The 16,769-nt window shown below is 48.5% G+C and carries 15 protein-coding genes; 7 read left to right on the top strand and 8 right to left on the bottom strand.

Annotated features, from left to right (window positions below; translation table 11 throughout):
* Positions 1-34: 34 nt before the first annotated feature.
* Positions 35-781 carry a hypothetical protein gene (locus ABIE50_RS15120; protein WP_209860178.1) on the bottom strand — a complete coding sequence of 249 codons (747 nt, stop codon included), beginning with the start codon at positions 779-781 and terminating at the stop codon, positions 35-37.
* Positions 782-902: 121 nt separating this feature from the next.
* Here ABIE50_RS15120 and ABIE50_RS15125 point away from each other — a divergent pair, with 121 nt between their 5' ends.
* The 3 genes from ABIE50_RS15125 to ABIE50_RS15135 are packed head-to-tail and all read left to right on the top strand — an operon-like array spanning position 903 to position 3,274.
* Positions 903-1,670: a nucleotidyltransferase gene (locus ABIE50_RS15125; RefSeq protein WP_354028031.1), complete on the top strand. Its 768-nt coding sequence runs from the start codon at positions 903-905 to the stop codon at positions 1,668-1,670.
* Position 1,671: 1 nt separating this feature from the next.
* Positions 1,672-2,412: a metallophosphoesterase family protein gene (locus tag ABIE50_RS15130; protein ID WP_209860177.1), complete on the top strand. Its 741-nt coding sequence runs from the start codon at positions 1,672-1,674 to the stop codon at positions 2,410-2,412.
* Between the two features lie 46 nt (positions 2,413-2,458).
* Positions 2,459-3,274, top strand: coding sequence for a mechanosensitive ion channel family protein (locus ABIE50_RS15135; RefSeq protein ID WP_209860175.1), 816 nt, complete (start codon positions 2,459-2,461; stop codon positions 3,272-3,274).
* Positions 3,275-3,312: 38 nt separating this feature from the next.
* On the opposite strand, the gene ABIE50_RS15140 is transcribed toward ABIE50_RS15135, so the two are convergent.
* The 5 genes from ABIE50_RS15140 to ABIE50_RS15160 form a co-directional block, all read right to left on the bottom strand.
* Positions 3,313-3,567 (bottom strand): hypothetical protein, encoded by a 255-nt coding sequence (locus ABIE50_RS15140; protein WP_142685228.1) that lies wholly within the window; start codon positions 3,565-3,567, stop codon positions 3,313-3,315.
* Between the two features lie 18 nt (positions 3,568-3,585).
* A complete protein-coding gene (locus ABIE50_RS15145) occupies positions 3,586-4,224 on the bottom strand; it encodes a hypothetical protein (protein ID WP_209860173.1) in 639 nt (212 codons plus the stop codon).
* Positions 4,225-4,244: 20 nt separating this feature from the next.
* Positions 4,245-6,251 (bottom strand): TonB-dependent receptor plug domain-containing protein, encoded by a 2,007-nt coding sequence (locus ABIE50_RS15150; RefSeq protein ID WP_209860170.1) that lies wholly within the window; start codon positions 6,249-6,251, stop codon positions 4,245-4,247.
* Between the two features lie 97 nt (positions 6,252-6,348).
* Positions 6,349-7,041, bottom strand: a complete 693-nt coding sequence (locus ABIE50_RS15155; protein ID WP_209860168.1) for a LytR/AlgR family response regulator transcription factor — start codon at positions 7,039-7,041, stop codon at positions 6,349-6,351.
* Positions 7,038-8,060, bottom strand: coding sequence for a sensor histidine kinase (locus ABIE50_RS15160; protein ID WP_209860165.1), 1,023 nt, complete (start codon positions 8,058-8,060; stop codon positions 7,038-7,040). The genes ABIE50_RS15155 and ABIE50_RS15160 overlap by 4 nt, the downstream gene beginning before the upstream one ends.
* 208 nt (positions 8,061-8,268) lie before the next feature.
* Between ABIE50_RS15160 and ABIE50_RS15165 the strand changes: the two genes are divergently transcribed.
* The 4 genes from ABIE50_RS15165 (at position 8,269) to ABIE50_RS15180 (ending at position 14,743) form a co-directional block, all read left to right on the top strand.
* Positions 8,269-9,720 (top strand): alpha-L-fucosidase, encoded by a 1,452-nt coding sequence (locus ABIE50_RS15165; protein ID WP_209860163.1) that lies wholly within the window; start codon positions 8,269-8,271, stop codon positions 9,718-9,720.
* Positions 9,721-9,853: 133 nt separating this feature from the next.
* Positions 9,854-11,995, top strand: coding sequence for an outer membrane protein assembly factor BamB family protein (locus ABIE50_RS15170; RefSeq protein WP_209860161.1), 2,142 nt, complete (start codon positions 9,854-9,856; stop codon positions 11,993-11,995).
* Positions 11,996-12,028: 33 nt separating this feature from the next.
* A complete protein-coding gene (locus tag ABIE50_RS15175) occupies positions 12,029-12,943 on the top strand; it encodes a TIM barrel protein (protein WP_209860159.1) in 915 nt (304 codons plus the stop codon).
* A gap of 24 nt (positions 12,944-12,967) precedes the next feature.
* Positions 12,968-14,743, top strand: a complete 1,776-nt coding sequence (locus ABIE50_RS15180; RefSeq protein WP_209860157.1) for an SGNH/GDSL hydrolase family protein — start codon at positions 12,968-12,970, stop codon at positions 14,741-14,743.
* A 181-nt stretch (positions 14,744-14,924) separates the two neighbouring features.
* On the opposite strand, the gene ABIE50_RS15185 is transcribed toward ABIE50_RS15180, so the two are convergent.
* Together ABIE50_RS15185 and ABIE50_RS15190 are read right to left on the bottom strand one after the other, a co-directional pair.
* Entirely contained in the window at positions 14,925-15,692 is a 768-nt protein-coding gene (locus ABIE50_RS15185) for a LytR/AlgR family response regulator transcription factor (protein ID WP_209860155.1), read from the bottom strand.
* Positions 15,689-16,765 carry a sensor histidine kinase gene (locus ABIE50_RS15190; protein WP_209860153.1) on the bottom strand — a complete coding sequence of 359 codons (1,077 nt, stop codon included), beginning with the start codon at positions 16,763-16,765 and terminating at the stop codon, positions 15,689-15,691. Before ABIE50_RS15190 ends, ABIE50_RS15185 begins: the two co-directional genes overlap by 4 nt.
* Positions 16,766-16,769 lie beyond the last annotated feature (4 nt).

A 16,769-nucleotide genomic window follows, 5' to 3' on the forward strand; every position in this document is an offset into this window, starting at 1 on the left:
AAAGAATAAGCAGGGGGGAACAGCTTCCTCCCTGCTATTCAAACCATAGTGTGATACAGTTCCCTATAGCATCTATCAGTTTCTTGTCTTTTACCAGGTCCATCTTCCAGCCGCTTTTGGCACAACGGATAATCCCGATGGCTTCATCATTGAGCGTCACTTCCGCTTCATAGCACACGCCATTGGCGCAGGTTTCCGATATAGGCACTGCTTCTCCTTTATAGCTTTTACCATCCAGTTCAAATTCAATCGGGATCACATCACTTTCCAGTTGTGCAATGAATTTTTTCAGGAAGGCGATCAGGTGCTTTCGCTGTGTTGGCCCCGAGGTGCTCCATTTATTTTTATCAGCGCGCTTGTGGGCGATTTTAAATTTAAGCCCCGTCATCGTAGTGGCGTAATCGTTAGCATCCAGTTTCACCGCACTCTGATGCGCCAGGATATACCAGTGATAAGCCGTGCCCACCGGTACGCCTGAGCCTTCCGGTGCATGCCCGGTTCTGCGTTTGGTGACTGCATAGGATATTTCCCAGAGATCAGGAGTGATCTTGGTTTCTTTCCAGTCGCCCTGATCATAATGCCAGTGATGTCCCCTGCCTATTTGTACACCGGTATATTGTTTATCGCCAAATGTTTTGAACCGGTCAAATGAAGTAACCTTTCTTTTCTTGGCAATGGTACCAGCCTTTTTAGCCGCTGCTTTCTTAGGCGCTGCTTTTTTCGGCGCAGCACTGCGGCTGCTTTTTCGCGTACCGGGTTTCCTGGTTTGAGTAGTAGCCATTGTATACAGATTTATAAGTAACAAAAGTTGGGTATACATAAGAGAGTGTCCAAAAAACAAACCATGTTGCATGCGTGGCATAACGTTTGGATTTTACTTTTCCTATCAACACCTGGCGACTATGGCAAATTTAAACGGACACATGGTTTTTGAAGCGGCAGTACACAACAGTGAAGCGCATGCTTTTTACCGGGAGGCGCTGCTGCATTTACAGGAAAGCGGGGCGGATTTTATGCTGGGTGGGGCGTTTGCCATGTTCCACTATACGGGTATTTACCGCGACACCAAAGACCTGGATATCTTTTGCAAATGGACAGAATATCCCAAAATCCTGAAATATTTCAGTAAGCTCGAAGGCTATGAAGTAGAGCTCACCGATGTTCGCTGGCTGGCAAAGGTGTTCAAAGGTGAATACTTCATTGATATCATCTTTGATACCGTTAATAATATTTGCCGGGTAGATGACACCTGGTATGAACATGCAGTAGATGCCATTTTTGAAGGAGTGCCGGTAAAGCTGATATCGCCGGAAGAACTCATCTGGTGCAAGATTTATGTACAGAACAGGGAGCGGTACGACGGGGCAGATGTAAACCATATCATCCTGCGGTATCACCCGCTGAACTGGAAACGGATCCTGTTCCGCCTTGATCAGCACTGGCATTTGTTGTTACAGCAGCTGATCAATTTCCAGTTTGTATACCCGGCAGATTTTCACCGTATCATTCCCCGGTGGCTTTTTGCGGAAATGATGCAGCGGGCGCTGGAGCAGTATGAGCTGCCGCCGCCAACAGAAAGGGTTTGCCGGGGACCGGTGATAGACCAGACACAATACGCTACCGATATAAAGGAATGGGATTATAAATCGTCCACTATAAAAACCGTTTGACATGGCAGCAGAAAAAAAAGCAACAAGGATAGCAGCAGTGGGGGATCTGCACATAGGCTCCGGCGACAAAGGCAAATGGACCGATTACTTCAGGGAAATATCCTCAAAGGCTGATGTGTTGCTTATTGCCGGCGACCTTACAGATACCGGCGATGAATCAGAAGCGCGGGTACTGGCCGGTGAGCTGGCGGCATGCACTATCCCGGTTATAGCCGTATTGGGAAATCATGATTATGAAAAAGGAAGACATAAACTGATCAGACAAATTATCCAGGAGGTCCGTGAGGTACATATCCTGGATGGGGAATGTACAATGGTTAACGGCATAGGGTTCGCTGGTGTAAAGGGTTTTGGCGGAGGGTTCGACGGGCATATGCTTTCCATGTTTGGCGAAGAGGAGATGAAAGCTTTTGTGCAAACCGGTGTGGATGAGGCACTGCGGCTTGACAGGGCGCTGGCGCGGTTGGACCAGGAACATCCTGATATTACAAAGATCGCCTTGATGCATTATTCACCTGTATTGGATACGGTAATAGGGGAGTCTGAACAGATCTATCCTTTCCTGGGTTGCTCCCGGCTGGCAGAACCGCTTACAAGGCGTAAAGTAGCGGCGGCCTTCCATGGCCACGCACATGTGGGAAAGCTGGAAGGGCAGATCAATGGCCTCAAAGTGTTTAATGTGGCCAAACCTATCCTGTCTGAGGCCGGTTATTCGCCAGCCTTTTTTTTATATGAAGTATAGGTTTGTAGAGATATTTACAGGTATTGTGCATTTTATTCTATAGTATATGAGCAGGCAATTTACAAGCTATAGTGAGCTGATCTTCGATAAACTGCATAACTGGCTGATAGCAGCCGTGAAAATGACCCCCAATCTTGTACTGGCAGTGATCATTTTTACCCTGTTCTTATTGCTGGCGCGCCTCACGAGGAAGCTCTCCTATGGCTTTTCCCGCAAACTGTCTGAATCATCCGCCATTTCAGGCCTGGTATCCAGCCTGTTCTATGGTTTGTTCCTGTTGCTGGGATTATTTATATCGCTGAATATACTGCGGTTGGATAAAGCCGTTACCTCATTGCTGGCCGGCGCCGGTATCATAGGACTGGCACTTGGTTTTGCTTTCCAGGATCTTACTGCCAACTTCATCTCCGGTATCTTTATCACTTTCAAAAAACCTTTTGATGTAGGGCATGTTATAGAAACCAACGGGTTCACCGGCACGGTAGACGCTATACAGTTAAGATCCACAACCATGATCACCGCCGATGGCCTGCATGTTATTATTCCCAACAAGGAAATTTTCCAGAAGCCTATTATTAACCATTCGCTTACACCCTTGCGGCGTATTGCGCTTACCTTCACCATTCCCCTGTCTGATAAGCTGACAGAGGCGGAGAAAATGATGACAGATATAGTGATGGGAATGAAAGATGTAGTACCCGATAAGCCTAAAACCGTTTGGTACAGCGGTATTGAAGGGGCAGCCGTTAAGGTGGCCCTTAGTTGCTGGGTGAGCAATAAGTCGGACGATGCCTATGAAAGAATTACCCATGAACTTATTACCAAAGTAACTACTTCTTTAAAAACGGCAGGCCTGATGTAAAAGAACAGGGCCAGCTACTGCAGCTGGCCCTGTTCTTTTTATGGTCGCTGTACTTCCGTTTTAACCTCGTGGTTCCGGTCGCACCAGTGCCCGTTGCCATTCCACTGGCGTATAGCCATGCGGGTGAGTATCACATTGGCCGCAATAAATAATACGATCACCAGTATAGATGCTATCTTAGTGATAGTGCGGAGGGACGGTTTTTTTGAAAAACCGCCAAAAACATAACCGATAATAAACACCATGCTGGCAGCAAACAGCACACGCAGCAGGATAATAATTCCAAATCCCATGATCATTCTTTTTAAAGGTTATTTAATCTTACTCAGTAGCAGCTGATCATCTGTCCGGCCCCAGTGTGGATATACACCTGTTCCGGGATTGGTCAGCTTTTGCAGGCTTTCCGTAGCCAGCTTCTTTGCCAGTTCCTTATCACCGCCCCACATTTTAGGCGTATAATATTTTACCCATGCGGCTACGTACAATGCCCTGGGGTTACCTGGCTCCAGTGTTTGCGCCTTTTGCAGCATCTGTCCGGATAGTACGCCATATTTACGGCCGTATGTCATAGGGTTGATGAATACCTTAGTACGGTATATCATACTCAGTACCGTGTATACTTCTGCCATTTCCTTTTTCTGCGTGGTACTATCCAGCAGCGATAATGCTTTCTGTGCCTGTTCCTCACCGCGGTTGGCAAATGCTTCTATTTTGTCGCCGTCATCCTGCAACAGGAAGCCGGTCTTTGCATTGCATAAAGACGCATAATAAGGCGGCAGCCATGCCGGCTGGGCGGTAATACCGGAGAATGTTCTTTCCAGGGCGGTGTAATCCTTTAGCGTTTGTGCCTGGTCCAGTTTGTTAACGGCTTGCTGCAGGGCATCGGATTGCGCCATAGCGCCATAGTAACCTGATATCACCAGTAATACGCAGATAAACAGCTTTTTCATGTTAATGTGTGTTTAGTGTTTTATAAATTATTATTAAGAAAATCATCGGTACGATCTATACCGAAACTCATAAATACCCCAATGAAATAACCGCGTGTAGCCGGCAGCGTTATAGGTTCCCTGAACTGCCCGTTTGCGCTGTATTGATAGCCGAACACCTGTTTGGTGCCAAAGAGATTGTTAACTCCCATGGCAAACCCCGAGAAATCTTTCCACTTGCGGTTTTTGAAAAAAGAGCAGAGGTAAGCTATATGCAGGTTGGCGATGTTGTAGGCTTTTGTGGTGCCGTGATCACTAATGCTGCCTGCATGGATATTGTAGTAGGGGCGCCCTGCTGCCAGCGCCCAGGAAACATTTACGCTGGTGCTGATATCACGGAAAAACTTTTTGACAGCCACCGTGGTGGTGTGAGGCGCGGTAAACGAAGGCCGGAGCGCGTAGGGATAATCAAGAAAATCACGTTTGGTGTCCAGGTAGGTATATGTTACCCAATAGTCAAGGTCCCTGATACTTTTTTTATCCCGCCAGAAAAGCTCCAGTCCCTGCGCATAGCCGTTCCCGTTATTACTTAGTGAAGGCGCCGTTTTTACCAGGTTCCTGTATTTTTTATAGTACAGCTCCGCCCGGAAGAAACGGTTGTTCGCCTTTTTGGTGTAGTTCAGTACATAGTGGGTAGCGCTGGAGAAGTCAAGGTTTCGTTGCCGGTATAAAAAATCATTGGCCGGTTCCTGGTAAAAGATACCATAGGCCAGGTTGAACTGGCTGGCGTCCGGCAGGCGGTAGGCAAGGCTTATCCTGGGCGCTGCCACCAGTTTGCGCAGCACGGATGAATACTCTGCCCGTATGCCGGCTTTGGCGGCAAGATCAGGCGCCAGGTAAATATCACCTTCCGCAAAGACGGCGGAGAGGTGGTCTGTTAAGGCAAGGACGCTGTCGTTCGACCGGCCTTTGTCGCCCGTATAGAAATGCTCCCCGCCAAAACGCAATGCCTGTCCTTTGGAGAAAAAGCGCGTGAATACTACCCTTGCCTGTGCAAAGTTGGTATGAATATCCCTGCTGGCTGTTTTATAGGGGAGAGATGAAAAGGCGTTGTTGCCTTTGGCATCTGTGAGGCTGTTGGCCGTAGCTTCCCTGTTATAACTGTACACGGCGCCCAGTTCCATTTTCCAGTTATCGTCCAGGTAGCTCCTGAAGCTAAGGTTATTATAACTGTTCCAGCCACGTACATCATAACCTGCATAAAGCGCAGGGCTGTCGATATCCGGCTTGCGCATACCTACATGGCTGTAGCTCCAGTTGCTGTACAGTTTGAGCATACCTGTTTTACCGGTGCGGATCCTGAAATTGAAGTTGCCATCGGAATAGGAAGGGCCTGCAAAATAATCAGGTACCTGTTTTACTATGCCGTTGTACACCGACTGGTTGCTGTAATTCAGGTTCACTCCATAGCTGCTTTTGTTATCCTTTGCCAGGTGTTGGAAACCTGCGCCCAGGTTGGAGGGAAATACGCTGAAGCTGGCGGATGTTTTTTCCGGAAGGTCTGTGCTTTCCATGATGAGTGCACTGCTCATGGCGGAGCCATATAACGCGGAGTAGCCGCCTGAACTGAAGAGGATACCTTTGAACAGGAAGGGATTGATCCGCGCATATTGCGGCACGCCGGGCACGGCGGGATAGTTGGGCGTTTTCAGCAAAGTGCCGTCAATGAACTGGCGGGTTTCATCCCCGGTACCACCCCGTACAAAAAGCCCTGATTGTTCTCCTATCTGCTGCGCTCCCGGCAGGGAACGCAGTGCCTGGGAAATATCTGCATTACTGCCTGCCACAGTTACCGCATCAATAGGCGTTAGCGAAGCTCCTTTGGCGCGGTCGCTGGCTTCAAAGCTGCCGGCGCTTACCACTACCTCCTGCAAGGGGCGTTTACTTTTTATAGTAGTGTCCTGTTTGCTTTTTGCGGCAGTATCCTGTTTGCTTTGCGCATGCACAGCAAAAGGAAGCAGTATAATAAAAATGAGCCCTGTTTTCATGACGGTTAGTATTATAACCGCAAAGCTACCGGGATGTGCTACTGTAATTTTGGAAAGTAGACGGGATGGGAAAGTGTGGCGACAAAACAGGTACTCTTTATGATTGCAGCATCCTGTTTACATTCTCTTTATAAAATTCGCTTACAGGTATTTCAATGCTGCCTATGCATACCAGGTCGCGTTTTACGGCAGTGATCTTCTTTACTGCCACGAGATAGGATTTATGGGTACGGATAAAAGCGCCGGCAGGCAGTTTCTCTTCCATGGCTTTCATGGTCATACGGGTAAGCACAGGCCTGGCATTGCCCGACAAATGTATTTTGATATAGTCTTTTAATCCTTCTATATAATTAATATCCGCGGTATGGATCTTTACCTGGGTGTATTCCACATGCACAAAAAAGGAATGGTCTTCCGCCGCTACCGGTTTCCTCAGGCGGAACAACTCACTGGCACGGTTACACGCTTTCAGGAAACGCTCAAAGGAAAAGGGCTTGAGCAGGTAATCCACCACCTGGAGGTTGAATCCCTGGAGCGCATATTCTTCATAGGCAGTAACAAGGATCACCATGGGCGGTTGCTGCAGTGATTGCAGCAGCTGCAGGCCGTTCAGCCGGGGCATTTGTATATCCAGGAAAATGAGGTCAATTTGTTCCTGCTGCAATACTTCCAGGGCTTCCATGGCATTACGGCAGGTTTTTACCAGTTGCAGGAAAGGTACCTGCCGGATATTATCTTCCAGCAGTTCTCTTACCAGTTGTTCATCATCAATGGCAATACAGCGTATCATGTGAGTGTTAGTGTTAAAGCAATATGAAACAATGGCGGCTCATCCCTGATCTGCAATTGGTGCCTGTGCGGGTAAAGCAGCTGCAGCCTTGTTTTTACATTCGTTAAACCAATGCCTGAGTTGCCGTCCTTGCTGGCGTTTGGATTATTGTCGTATTCATTCGTTACTTCAAAGATAAGCACATCATCTTTTATAGCCAGCCGTATATCAATAGCAGGATGTGGCGTATAGCCGGTACCGTGCTTAAATGCGTTTTCTACAAAAGGGATCAGCAGCATAGGCTCTATTGTATAATTTCCTGCCGCTTCACTGCCGGCCATTTGCACTGTAACCGCCACCTCGCTGCCAAAGCGCAGCTGTTGCAAAGCAATATAGCTGTTGAGATAAAGGATCTCCTGCGATAGCAATACCTTCTTCCCTGTATCGTACAGCATATAACGCATCAGGTCGGAAAGCCGGATGAGCGCGGGTTCCAGCTGGTCGGATTTTTTCCTGGCAAGGGATACAAGATTGGTAAGCACGTTAAACAGGAAATGAGGGCTTACCTGTGAGCGCAGGAACTTCAGCTCAGAACTAAGCTGCTCCGCCTGTTGTTCTTTCTGCCGGCGCTCCGCACGCAGCATATCCGCCACGCGACAGTATATAAGGCTGATAAAGTAAATACCCACCGACGGCCCGAATACAAATTTATACACCGCTACATCGTGCACTATACCAGGGAACCAGTGCGCCATAATGGTGTACTTTAATGGGAATGAACATCCTATCAGTACAACTACAGCCGGAAAATAAAGCCACCAGTAACGCCTGTTCCATAACCGCGGATATAATACAAAAGCATGGATATAAAAGATGGCCATATGGATGACGCCGGAAATAGTAAAGAACAGGCCGGGCAGGTTGCCTAAGCGGTACCCGCTGGATGCGTTGGACACTATGTAGGGCAACAGCAGGACCATACCCCATATAAGTATATGCAGCGCGATCGTGATTTTTTTTACGGTGATATTTTTTTCCATCAGCTGTATGGATAAAGCTACTGATTTTTATAAAGCTACCCGCATTAACGGCTCCCGGGTGCAAGAATAGACATCACCGGTAAATGTGCCGGCAACATCTGCATATGTTACGACAGGGAAGTATTTATTATATTCAGAGAAAATACCATTACTATAGGCGGGCACAATGATTAATTTTGAGGGATCATTACGATCTAAATTTCCTGTTATGATTAAACGCAGTATCGGGATGCTCTTATTCTTACTGAGCACCACCCTGGTTTTTGCCCAGCAGTATGAAGCCAACTGGAACTCGCTTAACAAGCGGGGCATCCCCTCGTGGTTCAGCAACGCCAAGTTCGGCATCTTTATTCACTGGGGCGTGTATGCAGTACCTTCCTATGCCGTGGTAGGGCCCGGTGGCTATTCAGAATGGTACTGGTATAACCTGCGTGGCACCAAAGAAGGTTCCCATGATAAAGTGCAGGCCTTTCATGATAAGAATTATGGAAAAGGCACACCGTACGAGAATTTCGAAAGCCAGTTCACCGCTTCATTGTATGATCCGCAGCAGTGGGCGCAGGTGTTCCGCCGCTCGGGCGCTAAATACGTAGTACTTACTTCCAAGCACCATGAAGGCTACTGCCTGTGGGATAACAAGCAGGCCAACGAGTCCTGGGGCCACTCCTGGAACGCTGTTACGGGAACGCCTAAACGCGATCTGCTGGGCGACCTTACAGAAGCAGTGCGTAAAGAAGGTTTAAAAATGGGATATTACTATTCCCTGTATGAATGGTTTAACCCGCTTTGGCTTAAAGACAGGCAACGTTATGTAAAAGAAGTGATGACGCCGCAGTTCAAAGACCTGGTAACCCGATACAAACCTTCCGTTATATTTTCAGACGGGGAATGGGAGATGAGCGATACCGCCTGGCAAAGCCCTTCCTTACTGGCCTGGCTGTTCAACGAATCGCCGGTAAAGAACGAAGTAGTGGTAGACGACCGCTGGGGCAGCAATACCCGCGGCAAAAACAACGGCGCTACCTATCTTACTTCTGAATACGGCAGCGGTATGCAGCCCGGGGTGATCTGGGAAGAAAGCCAGGGTATAGGGCAATCGTACGGCTATAACCGTATGGAAACTGCAGACGACTATAAAAAGAGCAGCGACCTGGTACTGATGCTGGTAGACATTGTGTCCAGGGGTGGCAACCTCCTGCTGGATATTGGCCCCACTGCGGATGGTCGCATTCCCGTGATCATGCAGCAGAAACTGCTGGATATCGGCAAATGGCTGGAAGTAAACGGTGAAGCCATTTACGACTCAAAGCCCTGGAAAGTAAGCCAGCAGTGGAGCGCAGGCAAGCGCCCGGAAGCAAAGGAAGCCAGCTTTATGTCCGGCTATAACATTGCCAACCTCGTAAAGAAATCAGACCAGCATGCCAACGTGGAGTTATTCTTTACCCGGAAACCGGGCGCATTGTATTGCTTTGTACCAGAGTACAGGCAGCAGGTATTGATCCGCGACTATGCACCGGCAAAGGGTACAGTAGCCACCGTACTGGGCACCAGTAAAGCCATTAAATGGCAGCAGAAGGGGAAAGACTGCCTGGTGGACCTCTCATCCCTGCGCCCCGGAGATGTGCCGGATGGCTTGCTGGTGGTGAAAATGAAAGGGTAACATCAACCTTATATTATTTGCAGAGAGAAGGCATCCCGCCTTCTCTCTGTTATTTTTACCGTTACCGTAGTTTTCTTAAAAAAGAATTTTAAAAAGTATATTTTTAAAGGAACAGAAAACCAGTTCCTTTCCGATGTTTTCGAAATACAGCTACGGGTTGATAGTTTCCACGTTATTACTATCCTGTACCGCAAAGAACACTGCCCACCGCAGCTGGCAGGTGTATGGCGGCAGTAAGGAAAATATCCACTACAGCGCCTTAACACAGCTGGACACCGGTAATGTTGCACAGCTGAAAATAGCCTGGGAGTACCATACGCGTGATTCGGCCGACCGTACACAGATCCAGGTAAACCCCATCATAGTGGGGGAGCGGCTTTACGGCGTTTCACCACAGCTGAAACTATTTGCCTTGCATGCAGCTACCGGTAAGCCCTATTGGGTGTTTGACCCCGTAAAGGACAGCAATAAGAACACTTTCCAGCTCAACCCCTGCAGGGGCGTTACCTGGTATGAAGGAGATAATAAGGAACAATATATTTTCTATACCGCCGGCGGCCGGCTGTATTGTATTGATGCCCAAAACGGCCAGCCGGTTAAAGCCTTTGGCGATAGTGGTCACGTGGATCTTCACCGGGATATGGGCCGCAACATGGACCAGCTTGACATCACTTCCACCACGCCGGGCATTATCTATAAAAACCTGCTCATCATCGGCACCCGCGTGGGAGAGGCAGCAGGCGCCGCTCCGGGCTATATCCGGGCTTATGATGTACATAACGGCCGGCTGAAATGGATCTTTCATACCATTCCTCAACCCGGGGAAGATGGCTATGATTCCTGGAATGATAAAGATGCCTGGCAACATACCGGCGGCGCCAACTCCTGGGCAGGATTCAGCCTGGATGAAGAAAAAGGTATCCTTTACGCCCCGGTAGGATCTGCCACAGATGATTTTTACGGAGGCAAACGCCCCGGCAATAATCTTTTCGCCAATTGTGTGCTGGCACTGGATGCGGCCACCGGTAAAAGGATCTGGCACTTTCAAACGGTGCATCACGACCTGTGGGACAGGGACCTGCCAACAGCCCCGATGCTGGTAACTGTAAAGAAAGATGGCCGCAAAACGGAAGCCCTGGTGCAGGTGACCAAAACAGGATTTATTTTCCTGCTTGACCGGAAAACAGGCCAACCCCTGTACCCCGTAACGGAAACACCGGTGCAGGCAGATTCCGCGCTGCCCGGCGAATGGGTATCGCCCACACAGCCCGTGCCCACTTTCTTTCAACCTTTTGTGCGGCAATCACTGCTGGAGAAAGACCTGAACACACTGGTACCGGATTCCTCCTATGCGGATATCCGCGCGCGGCTGGCCTCTTATAAAACCGGCCGCCTGTTCCTGCTGCCTTCCAAACAAGGTACGGTGATCTTTCCCGGCTTCGATGGCGGCGCAGAATGGGGAGGCCCTGCTGCCGACCCGGAAACGGGCATCCTCTATGTAAACGCCAGCGAAATGCCCTGGGTGCTCACCATGGTGGATACAAAGAACCAGCAGCCCCCGGCCACGGAAACACAGCTCCAGGCAGGGAAACGGTTGTATGCCGCCAATTGTATGTCGTGCCATGGCCCGGAGCGCAAAGGGGGCGGTAATTTCCCATCTCTCTTAAATATCCATACCAAATACACCGCTACCACTTTCACACAGCTGGTAAACACCGGCAGAAGGATGATGCCGGCTTTCAGGCAACTGGACAGCAGCGAGCAAAAAGCGCTGGCCGTTTTTGTACTGGACCTGAAAGCAAAACAACAGGAACCGTTTATTGCGCCACACAGGAACGTAGATGCATATACGAACTTACCTTATCATACTACCGGCTATAATAAATTTTTAACGAAAGAAGGATACCCGGCTGTAATGCCGCCCTGGGGCACACTGAGCGCCATTGACCTCAACACGGGAAATCTGCTTTGGAAAGATACGTTGGGCGATTATCCCGAACTGAAAGCAAAAGGCATTCACAGCGGTACGGAAAATTACGGAGGGCCGGTAGTTACCGCCGGCGGCCTGCTGTTCATAGCCGCAACGGCCGACAGCAAATTCAGGGCGTTTAACAAAAGAACAGGGAAGCTGCTATGGGAAACTGATTTGCCAGCCTGTGGTTTTGCCACACCAGCGGTATATGAAGTGGATGGAAAACAGTTTGTAGTGATTGCCTGCGGCGGTGGTAAACTGGGAAAGAAACCGGGAGATGCCTATCTCGCATTTTCACTTTAATAGTATTTATTCAACGTTTAAAATCGCTTTGCTATGAGTATTTCAAGAAGAAATTTCCTGCTGAAAGGCAGCCTCGCTATTGCCGGCGCTGCATTATTGCCTGACCAGTTGCTGGCAGCCGCCGCACGCAAACCGGTGCTGGGCATACAACTGTATTCTATTCGTGACGACATGAAAAAGGATCCATCCGGAACCCTGAAACAGCTGGCGGCAATGGGTTATAAAAATGTGGAGCACGCCGGGTACAGCCAACGGAAATTCTATGGATATTCTGCCAAAGAGTTCAAAAAACTCCTCGACGGTCTTGGGCTGCTGATGCCAAGCGGTCATACCGTAATGGGCAAACAACACTGGGATGCGGCAAAGAACGATTTTACCGATGAATGGAAATATACCGTGGAAGATGCCGCTATTGTAGGACAGCACTATGTGATCAGCCCCTGGCTGGATGAAAGTCTGCGTAAAAACTACGACGACTTCAAAGCCTACATGGATGTATTCAATAAAAGCGGCGCACTATGTAAAAGATCAGGGATGAAGTTTGGTTATCATAACCATGATTTTGAGTTCAGCCAGCAGTTGAATGGCAAAAAGATCTTCGATCTCATTTTACAGAATACGGATCCTTCCCTGGTAGCGCAACAGCTGGATATAGGCAATATGTATCATGCTGGCGGTATTGCGCTGGACATCATCAAGCAATATCCTGGCCGTTTTGAGCTGATGCATGTGAAAGACGAAATTAAAACAGACAAAGGTGAAATGGGGGGTAAGTATGAAAGCACCGTGTTAGGTAAAGGCATTATACCGGTGAAGGAAGTGATTGATCTCGGCAAAAAATCCGGGGGCACCAAACACTTTATTATTGAACAGGAGTCGTACCAGGGACAGGCGCCACTGGATGCTGTGCGCGACGACCTGGCCGTGATGAAGAAGTGGGGATACTAAATTTTACAGCACAACGATAATATTATGAAGATGAAAATGATGCCCGTTATGGTGGCGTTACTGTTATCCGTAAGCAATGGCTTTGCACAAACACCCCGTGCTTTTAAAACATGGACGCCGGCGGCTATCGACAGCGTATATGCACTGGAAGGACAGGGGTGGAAAACAGGAATAAAGAATTATTACGACCGCCTGCCGGCAAGATCGGAGAAGGAAGTACGGCCGCCTGTATGGAACCTGTCTAATAACAGTGCGGGACTTAGTCTGCGCTTCAGAACAGACGCCGATGAAATAGTAGTGAAGTACACCGTGACCGGCCCCGTAGCCATGCCTCATATGGCTGCCACCGGCGTGAGCGGGGTAGATCTGTACGCCAAAAGCATCGACGGCCAGTGGATGTGGTGCAACGGGAAATATAATTTCCATGATACTATAGAATACCGGTTCTCCCGTTTGAAAAAGTATGATCAGCATGTGAAAAATATAGACTATACGCTTTACCTGCCATTGTATAACAGCGTTAAGTGGCTCTCCATATCGGTGCCGGAGGAAAGTATGCTGAAACCGTTGCCCGTACGTAAGGTGGCGCCTATAGTAGTATACGGCACCTCCATTGCACAGGGCGCTTGCGCATCGCGCCCGGGAATGGCATGGACAAACATTCTTTCCAGGCAGCTGGAAACACCGGTCATTAACCTGGCCTTCTCTGGCAACGGCCGCCTGGAACAGGAAGTGCTGGACAGGGTGGCAGAACTGGACGCCCGGCTGTTTGTACTGGATTGCCTGCCTAACCTCACCCGCGCAGAATATGCCGGTGCAGAACTGAAAAAACGTATAACCAATGCCGTTACATTCCTGCAAAAGCAAAAACCGGGCATCCCTATTTTGCTGACGGAGCACGACGGCTATACAGACGGTGAAATGGACTCCAGCCGCAAAGCCTCCTACACAAATGTAAACGCTACCCTGCGGGAAGTAATGGACTCCCTGCTGAAAGCAGGCGTAAAAAATATCAGCCTGTTAACAAAAGATGAAATAGGGCAGGACATAGAAAGCATGGTGGATGGCACGCATCCCAACGATATCGGCATGATGCACTACGCCAACGCCTATGCGAAAAAGATCCGCAGCATTTTTCACGCGGAAGGGGGTAATACCGTTACTACCACGCCCATTACCCAACGCCGCGATGCCGCTACCTACGACTGGGAAACCCGGCATGAAGAGGTGCTGGCATGGAACAAAACACACTCACCCAAAGTGGTGTTCATGGGCAACTCCATTACGCATTTCTGGGGCGGCAACCCGGTGGCCAAAGTACGCAGGGGCACCAGCTCATGGGATAAATACTTTGAGCCTAAAGAGGCCATTAATATGGGCTTTGGATGGGATAGGGTAGAAAATGTATTATGGCGCGTACAACACGGTGAACTGGATGGTATCACGCCCCGGTACATTGTGTTAATGATAGGCACCAATAATCTCCAGGCTAATACCGATGAGGAAATTGCCTCGGGCATTAAATACCTGCTGCAACAGATCCAGGCCCGGCAAGCCTCCGCCAGGATCATCCTGATGGGTATTTTGCCACGCCGCAACATGGAAAGCAGGGTGGTAGCCATTAACAAACTGATCGCAAAGCAGGCATCCGGCAAGAACATCCAATTCGTGGATGCCGGCAAACTGTTCCTGCAACCCGACGCCAAAATTAATGAGCAGCTCTTCACCGACGGGCTGCATCCCAACGAAACAGGGTATGAGAAATTAGGCGCACTGATCAACGGCCACCTGCGAATGTAGTGCGCGGATTTTGTCTGACTCAGGATTAAACTGATTACGCTGATTACGCTGATTTGATTACTTTGGATTTAAAATGATTTGGGGAGATATAAGAGGATACTCGCTTATATCTCCCCAAATCTTTTAGAATCAGTTTATAAAATCCAATCAGTGTAATCAGCGTAATCAGTTTAATCCTGGGTCAGACAAAATCCGCGTTTTTCCCTTCGAGCCAGTTTTTGAATTCAGTAACCCTTTCACGGCTAATAATAACATCAGTATCAACATCGGGTGCTAATTGAAGAATTAATCTGCTATTGTAGTAAGTGGTGATCTTTTTAATGGCATCTATCTGGATAATGAACTGCCGGTTAATACGGAAGAACTGGTGTTTATCCAGCAGCTGTTCTATCTGGTCCAGTGAATAGTCCAGCGGTACGCGCTGGTTAGCAATGGTAGTAGCCCAGGTAGTGCCTCTTGCAAATTGCAGCCAGGCAATGTCTTTGGCTTTTACGTATATCAGCTGGTTGTTGATCCTGCCAATAAAACGGGCGCTGTCGCGGCGAAGGAACTCTTCTGCAATGCGGCCGATGTCTACCGTATAGTTATTGGCTGGCCTGAACTGTTCATACTTTTTCAGTGCATTCTTCAGATCATCGGGGTCGATGGGCTTCAACAGGTAATCGATACTGTTCACCTTGAATGCCTGTAAGGCAAAGCCGTCGTATGCGGTAGTAAAGATGATGGGCGTGCGCACTTTTGTTTTGCTGAATATTTCAAAGCAGTTGCCGTCAGACAATTGTATGTCCATCAGCATGAGATCTACCGGTTGCTGCTGCTCCAGCCAGCGGATCCCTTCTGCTACCGAAGCTATCACAGCTACCACCTGTATACCTGCATCATATTTTTGCAGTAACTGGATCAGCCGTTCGGCATTATGCATTTCATCTTCAAAAATAACTATTCTCATGCGGCGCTGATAATGGGTAATTTTACAATAAACATATTTTCTGTTTCGCTGATCTCTATGTTACTGTTGCTGATCAGCGCATATCTTTTCTGAATATTTTCCAGTCCAATACCCGATGATATTTCCGGGTGAACTTTAGGTTTTCTGTGGTTGGATACCACCAGGAAATGATCGTCGGCTTTAATGGTGATCAGTAACGGCTCCTGTAAGGAAAAGCGGTTATGCTTGATCGCGTTTTCTATCAGCATTTGCAATGTTACCGGTGGTATCATGCCTTTGGTCCTGATCTTTTCCGGTATGTCGGCGCTGAACTGTATACTTTGCTGGTGGCGGATATGAATGAGGAACAGGTAGGCGTCCAGGAAGTCCAGTTCTGTTTGTACGGATACCAGGTTTTCAAACTTCTTATCAAGAATATAGCGGTATGTTTTTGCCAGCTGGGTGATATAATCGGCGGAAAGATCCGGACTTTTATATACCAGGTTAGTAAGCACGCTGAGAGAGTTAAAGAAGAAATGCGGATCTATCTGGTTGCGCAGCGCATCATACCTGGCCTGGATATTTTCCCGCATCAGCCGTTCTGTTTGCAGCTGGTATTCTTTCCAGCCGGAATAATAAAAGATGATGCCGTTGAAGGTCAGGATGAGCAGGTAAAACATAAATGTACCGAAGTTCAGATCGTAGCTGAAATGCCTGAAACTTTCCCATGCTTCGTAGCGTTTAAACAGCAGGATATCCGTTGCCGAATAGAAGAGGCCAAAAAGATAAGCCACCAGCATACCATACACCAGGAGAGAGGCGCAGAGGAATACCAGTTTGCGGGAGGTATGTTTGTTCATGGTTCTCCTTTCCACGGTACGGGCCAGCCAGGCAGCGCCTTCCCAGGCAGCCAGGCCAAACAGTACATAGAGCAGGCTGAACATCTGGCTCCTGAGGTCCATGATCTGCAATCCGGTGGTGAACGTATGATCAAAGGATTTGAAGATCACACTGAAAGTATACAGTATCAGTATCCTTGAAAGATACAGGAATAGTTTGCTGGAGAATAATTTTTCATTTTCCTGGAAGTTCATTTGC

Origin of the sequence: Chitinophaga sp. OAE865 (genome assembly GCF_040546735.1) — a bacterium.
Taxonomy (GTDB): Bacteria; Bacteroidota; Bacteroidia; order Chitinophagales; family Chitinophagaceae; genus Chitinophaga; species Chitinophaga polysaccharea_A.